The following is a 5,255-nucleotide window of genomic DNA, read 5'->3' on the forward strand; positions in this document are numbered from 1 at the left end:
ACACCTGTGTGGTGGTGTTGCCCAGTGAGTCCGTGGTGACGGTGATGTTGCCTAGTTCATCGTATTGAGTTTGCTGGGTGCGGTTGCCAGGTAAGGTGCTGCTGACCAGTTGCCCTTGTTCATCATAACTGTATTGGCTGGTGAGTTGCTCTGTGGCGCTTAGCCACTGTGTGGTTTGGGTGGTACGTCCTTTTTGATCGTAGCGGTAGGTTTCACTGTAGGTAGGGTAGATGGTTTTGATCAGTCGTCCTACAACATCGGCGCTGTTGCCATATTCATATTTGATCTGATTCCCCATAGGATCAGTTTCTGTGATCAAACGTCCTTGCTCATCATAGGTTTGTTGGGTTTTTAAGCCTGAGGGTGAGGTGATTTCTATCAGTTGGTTGACAAGGTTGTAGTGTTCTTGTCGGGTTTCACCTAGGGTGTTTTTAAGGATAATACGTGAGCCGGTGTGATCAAAGGTGTAGCTTTGTTGGCTGCTAAAGCCTAGGGCGTTGGTGTATTGGGTTATACGCCCAGCAAAGTCGGTTTCATAGGTTTCGCTTTGGTTGAGGGGATTGATGCTTTGGCGTAAGTTGCCTGCGTTGTCATAGCGGTAGTGCCAAATGCCTCCCAGTGGGTTTTTCGCTTGGGTGATCTGGCCTTGGCTGTTAACGCTGATGTGGTAGGTGTTGCCTTTGCTATCCGTGAGTTCGTTGATATTGCCGTTATTGTCATATTTGAGTTTGATGGTGCGGCTGTTATTGCCGTTGCCAATGGTAATTTGGCTAGCTTGGCCGTACTGGTCGTAGGTGAAGTGTGTTTGACGTTCGTTAGCGCTACCTAGCGCTTCAATTACGTTAATAACGTTGCCATTAGTATCGTAGGTCAGTTTGGCTACGATGCCTTTTGGGCTGGTATAGCGCGTCACTTGGTCAAAGTCGGTGGAGTATTCAAAGTGTTCGGTGGTGCCATCAGGGTGTGTGATTGTTACTGGGCGCTGGGTGGCACTGTAGTCAATGGTGGTGGTATGACCTCTGGCATCGGTGACTAGGCGGCGGTATTTGTTTTCAAAAACAACGCGTTGTTCTACTACACCATTAACAGTTCTTGACAGTAATTTGCCATCGGCATTGGATAAGGTTTCTACCTTTCGTCCTAAGGCATCTGTGCTGGTAATCAGGTAGGTTTTTTTGGTTTTGTCGTACTGTGAGTTGATTAAGGTGGTAGCACCTGTTTTAGCAACAAACTGACCTACACGGGCGGGTTTGATATCGCGTTGGATGCTGCTTAGGGTAACAGGCTTGGTGGCCTCGGTTAGTTTACCGCTGGTCATTGCCAGTTGTGCGGCAGGTACTGAGGCGTCATATACAACTTTAAAGACGCCGCCATCAGGTTCGGTGCGTTGTATGAGTTGGCTGTCATGGTTGTATTGGTACGACCAATCAAAGCCTAAAACGTCTGTCACTGTTCGCAGTTGGTTGCCGTTCCAGTGGTAGGTGACGCTGCGGTTATCACGGTCTTTGGCGTTGATCAGTTTTTCTTGGCTGTCGTAGCTAAATTGGTAAGCTAAGTTGCCGTGATGATCATTGATCTGTGTTAGTCGCCCTTCACTGTCACGAATAAAGTGAACGCTGATGTTATTACGGTCGCCTGATTTAAGTATACGCCCTTGGCTATCGTAATTAATCCAGTTGCCTGAAGGGTCGCTCCAACGCCAGCCGTCATTGGTTTTTACAAGGCTGTATTTTTCGTATTGATAGGTGCTAGCACTGTTACTACGTTTATAAATAGCTCCGGAGCGTTCGATGGATTGAACGCCATTGCCTAGAGGGTCTGCTATAAAGCGTAAAGTGGTCCAGTTAGGGTTAACTGTCCAGCGTCCGTTGGACCAAGTACGGTTAAGGTCAATACTACCCCCCAGCACTTTAACGCTAAGGTCGGTGGTGGTTTCAACGTATTCGGCATTGGGTTGTTTAATCACCGCCTCCGGAAAGCCACCTACCGCCGCTTGCGCGGCAGTGGCTCCAAGCAAGCAACTGGATAGAGCGCCGGTAATAACTAGGTTATAAAAACGCGGTTTGATTCGTTTTGATATATGCATTTTAATTACCTGCCAAACAGCCATCCATTATCATTTTTCAATTTTATAAAAATTAATTTTTATCAAGAATAAATTATTTACAATATAAATAAAAAATCTATAAACACACACAGTAAAATAAATTAAATTTTACGATAACAACTTAATATTTTTCATTAATATATCTATTGTTACTTTAACAGATCCATTCTTATCTTTAAGATGTGGCTTAATAATTTCAAGGTCTTGCTCAGTTATTGCGGCAGCAATATGAATGAGCTGCTCAAATATTTCTGCGCGAACACTCGCATTTGAATCCTTTAAACAATCAAGCAGTAATGGTTTTGATGCTGCACCCAATCTTGCATAAGCAAATCTAATAACTGCTCTTCGAACGCGGGCTTTAGGATGTTTAATTAATGGCCCTATAATTAGCCAACGTCCAGCCCCCAGCCTACGTAAATTATCAACGGCAGTGGCGACTACATTTGGGTCTGAGTGCTCTAAACACCCTTGCATAATATCAATATCAATATCAATTGCAGCTTTCATCGCATCAAGTACTGCACATAGTTTTTTATTAGAAAACGTAGGGATCAATGCATCAAGGCTGTCACGATTTTTTCTTACAAGATTAAAAGCAATATGCTCATAAAATTCATCATCCTCAGTTTCACACTCAAAGAGCGATAACAGCTCATCAAATGTTTGATACCGGATATTTACTTTGTCCATAATTCCACCTCAATAGTAAATTTTAGTAGTCATCTAGCGGCCAAGTCGCTACAAACTCCAACATAAGTTGCGCTGCATGGTTAACATACATATCTGAATCATTTAAGAAAGCAACCATTAACGGAATATCGTCAGATGTTGCTATTTCCAATAGCTCATCAATAGCAACTTCTCTTACTTCAGGATGTGTATCACTTAAACTTTTAATAATTAATTTTTTCGAATTTACTCCACATAAATTTCTATAGAAGCGTAGTACTGCTGCACGAACATAAGGGGAAGGATGATTGATATGCGGCTCTAATTTAGACCATTTTTTAAACTTCAAACTACTTAATGCTCCAATAGCTGCCGCAGCAACAAACTCATTTTCGTGGTCAACATACTGAATAACAATTTCTATCACTCTCTTCTTGCTAATCTTCTTATTTTTAAATATTTTCATTTGCTTAAAAAATACAGCTCCAAAACCTCCCATTACTCCTCGTAACTGTTCCATAGACAGCTCAGGTAATAGTCTAATCATATAATCAATATCTTTACATATTAAATGAGCTGAAACCATAAAATTAAAATCATGATTCTCCTTAAGATTACAATTAAATAAGAAAAGCAATTCATCAAATGTTTTTTCTGAAAGATTTATTTGATACATCTCAGCTTTACTCCTTAGTTAATTACTTCTTGATTTGTAGCCACATAACTCTCTAATCTCTTTTAAACTTTTTCCATTGAATCTCGAGGACCTTCTACTTTTTGTACTTCCTACAATATCTGCATATGTAATACTTTCATCATTGACCTGCCCACTTAGTACATTTCGTCTCCCTCGATCTACATTATTTTCTTTTCCATGAATTCTAGGGCTTTGTGTTAGTATCTTTATAGCTGCTCGGCAATCTGCCTCAAACTGTAGTCGTTTTCTCCTTTCAGCTTGGGTTTCATTGTCTTTTGACTTCTCATAAAAAATACTGTTTACTGCATCAATAGAACGACTGCAACTACTATCTGTAATAGTATCTGGTGGAAATATACTATGCTCCATACAGACGTTTCCCACCTGACGTACACAGTATATCGTCGGAGTATTATATTGCTGTGCTTGAGCAGCAGGTCTACCCTTAGATCTAACAGCTTGCGCAGCCCCACGCCGTCAGCTCCATCTAAAAATCAATGTAACTGCTGCTCCTACTGCAGCAGGATGTAACCCTTCTGAATCCACAAACCTCAACCCATTCCCACCCGCAACACTCCAGCCACCAGAGCCACCACCGCCTCAACCACGGCCGGAGGATCCTGAGCAACTGGTACCGCTAACACGATAAAAATTACCTGCATTACTGCCTTTAGAAATATCACCATTAGCACATTCACTTTGATAATGCACATTAAAGCTAGCCTAGTAACTACTACAGTTAGGCCCTGCTCTATTGGTATTAACAGGCGCGCTTAATCGCATCACTTGTTGTGGTTGCGCACTTGGTTTTAATGCTGTGATTTTGTAAGGAATAACAATGCGTGTTTTGCTATCCATTCATATATAACAGTCATACTTCCTACTTATACAAGGTTACACATAGATCCTCATGAAAGTGTTGATAATCTATCTTTTTATATCTAGTAGATTTCGTATACATTGGTTGTTATTTGGCATATCAATCTTTTCAAGTGCCACATCAATTCCAGAAAAAAATAATTTTTTGTCTTTAATTTTAAAGTATTCTAAATAATCAAGCCAAACAGAGCATCCTACATCTTCCAATATTGTCATATTATAATCTAAAACTATTTCATCTTTCGACCTATAATCAAAAGAGTCAATAATATTATTAACAGAAATAATTTGTTCACCAGTAATATTTGCAAACATTAAAATTTCTTGTCTATGCCTTTTAACTTTCTCATACTGACTACCAATCACAAAGAATACAAATGCAACCATTACAAATATAATAATTAATCTTATATTTTTTACAAGAACATTCATTACCCCCTCCTAAACGTTTAGCTATTTAAATAATTAATTTTAACTACCACATTCATTAAATATATCTTCTTTCAATTTACATTGCTCCTTTTCACATCTTTCCCTTAATACTTCGCATGGAAGAAGACATGGAGTTCCCGCCATATAGCAACCTGGCCCAAATGCTTGCAGCTGGTTTCTACAGCATCACATGGCTTCCCTTCCAACTCTTTCAGTTTTTCTTTAATCCACTCTTTAGGAACATCTTCTGGCTTAATATCATCACCCACATCAGGACATGTCCCAAGAAATACTTGCAACCAACTGCACCATGGTGCAGGAAACAACCCTTTCGTATCCATAAACCTCAACCCATTCCCACCCGCATACCCATAGTGATTGATACCACCACTTAGGCCGAATAGTAGATTTAGTTATTTTAGAATTTTAAGCACCTTTTTGTATTCATTAACTGTTAGTCCATCTTTG

At 40.3% G+C, this 5,255-nt stretch carries 6 protein-coding genes; all 6 read right to left on the minus strand.

Annotated elements, in window-relative coordinates:
* Window positions 1-2,086, minus strand: a 2,086-nt coding sequence (locus VQ643_RS15905; protein ID WP_414201433.1) for a hypothetical protein, incomplete at its 3' end; no start/stop codon positions are given.
* 129 nt (window positions 2,087-2,215) lie between these two features.
* Window positions 2,216-2,800 (minus strand): HEAT repeat domain-containing protein, encoded by a 585-nt coding sequence (locus VQ643_RS15910; protein ID WP_414201435.1) that lies wholly within the window; start codon window positions 2,798-2,800, stop codon window positions 2,216-2,218.
* 22 nt (window positions 2,801-2,822) lie between these two features.
* Window positions 2,823-3,455 (minus strand): HEAT repeat domain-containing protein, encoded by a 633-nt coding sequence (locus tag VQ643_RS15915; protein WP_414201437.1) that lies wholly within the window; start codon window positions 3,453-3,455, stop codon window positions 2,823-2,825.
* 18 nt (window positions 3,456-3,473) lie between these two features.
* Window positions 3,474-3,845, minus strand: a complete 372-nt coding sequence (locus VQ643_RS15920) for a hypothetical protein (RefSeq protein WP_414201439.1) — start codon at window positions 3,843-3,845, stop codon at window positions 3,474-3,476.
* Between the two features lie 558 nt (window positions 3,846-4,403).
* Entirely contained in the window at window positions 4,404-4,787 is a 384-nt protein-coding gene (locus VQ643_RS15925) for a hypothetical protein (protein ID WP_414201441.1), read from the minus strand.
* A 104-nt stretch (window positions 4,788-4,891) separates the two neighbouring features.
* A complete protein-coding gene (locus VQ643_RS15930; protein WP_414201443.1) occupies window positions 4,892-5,128 on the minus strand; it encodes a hypothetical protein in 237 nt (78 codons plus the stop codon).
* Between the last annotated feature and the right edge of the window lie 127 nt (window positions 5,129-5,255).

The sequence above is a fragment of the Pseudomonas sp. F1_0610 genome (assembly GCF_047470865.1).
Classification (GTDB): Bacteria; Pseudomonadota; Gammaproteobacteria; order Pseudomonadales; family Pseudomonadaceae; genus JAZDRH01.

What these genes read in the sequence shown, in the direction of transcription:
- VQ643_RS15930 (WP_414201443.1), bottom strand. Translation starts at nt 5,128, where the DNA reads ATGGATACGAAAGGGTTGTTTCCTGCACCATGGTGCAGTTGGTTGCAA.
- VQ643_RS15925 (WP_414201441.1), bottom strand. Translation starts at nt 4,787, where the DNA reads ATGAATGTTCTTGTAAAAAATATAAGATTAATTATTATATTTGTAATG.
- VQ643_RS15920 (WP_414201439.1), bottom strand. Translation starts at nt 3,845, where the DNA reads ATGGAGCATAGTATATTTCCACCAGATACTATTACAGATAGTAGTTGC.
- VQ643_RS15915 (WP_414201437.1), bottom strand. Translation starts at nt 3,455, where the DNA reads ATGTATCAAATAAATCTTTCAGAAAAAACATTTGATGAATTGCTTTTC.
- VQ643_RS15910 (WP_414201435.1), bottom strand. Translation starts at nt 2,800, where the DNA reads ATGGACAAAGTAAATATCCGGTATCAAACATTTGATGAGCTGTTATCG.